Source organism: Halorubrum sp. Atlit-8R (assembly GCF_003666025.1).
In the GTDB taxonomy this organism is placed as follows: Archaea; Halobacteriota; Halobacteria; order Halobacteriales; family Haloferacaceae; genus Halorubrum; species Halorubrum salinarum.
Genome location: NZ_QPLV01000060.1, coordinates 1 through 455 on the forward strand (window position 1 = coordinate 1; position 455 = coordinate 455).

Genomic DNA, 455 nt, shown 5'->3' on the forward strand with positions numbered 1-455 from the left:
GGAGTCATCGTGACGAGCCACGTTGAGGTCGCTCGTCGCGAGGTCGTGGGTCGCCTCACTGGCACGCCCGCTAATCCACTCGAGATAGGGGATTGCAGGAAACGTCGTCGTCATCAGCACTGCTTCGCAGTCGGTCCCGTAAGTCATTGGGGTTCCGGCGGGTCAAACGAACGGAATCGGCGACGGGTCACTCATCGGTGAACGACCGGAGCGGGAGCAGTGTTGCGGTTTCCGAGGTGAACGACGTGAGCCGAGAGAGCGCCGCGAGCACGTTGACCCGCAGAGTGAGTACATCAAGTACCTCGTCTGCCTCGGGGCGGACCATACGATAGCGTTCAAACGTCGGAGTATTTAAGAGATCGGAGAATCCAGGGTTTGGAAATAAAAGTGAGCAAAAGACATATATAATATTATTCAGCCAGTGAGCATCGTAGGCGATAGATGAAGTAAAGCAG

At 55.6% G+C, this 455-nt stretch carries 1 protein-coding gene; it reads right to left on the bottom strand.

Going from position 1 to position 455, the window contains the following annotated elements; all coding sequences use genetic code 11:
* Positions 1 to 187 precede the first annotated feature (187 nt).
* A complete protein-coding gene (locus tag DVK05_RS17170; RefSeq protein WP_155844680.1) occupies positions 188 to 325 on the bottom strand; it encodes a hypothetical protein in 138 nt (45 codons plus the stop codon).
* Between the last annotated feature and the right edge of the window lie 130 nt (positions 326 to 455).

What these genes read in the sequence shown, in the direction of transcription:
- DVK05_RS17170 (WP_155844680.1), bottom strand. Translation starts at nt 325, where the DNA reads ATGGTCCGCCCCGAGGCAGACGAGGTACTTGATGTACTCACTCTGCGG.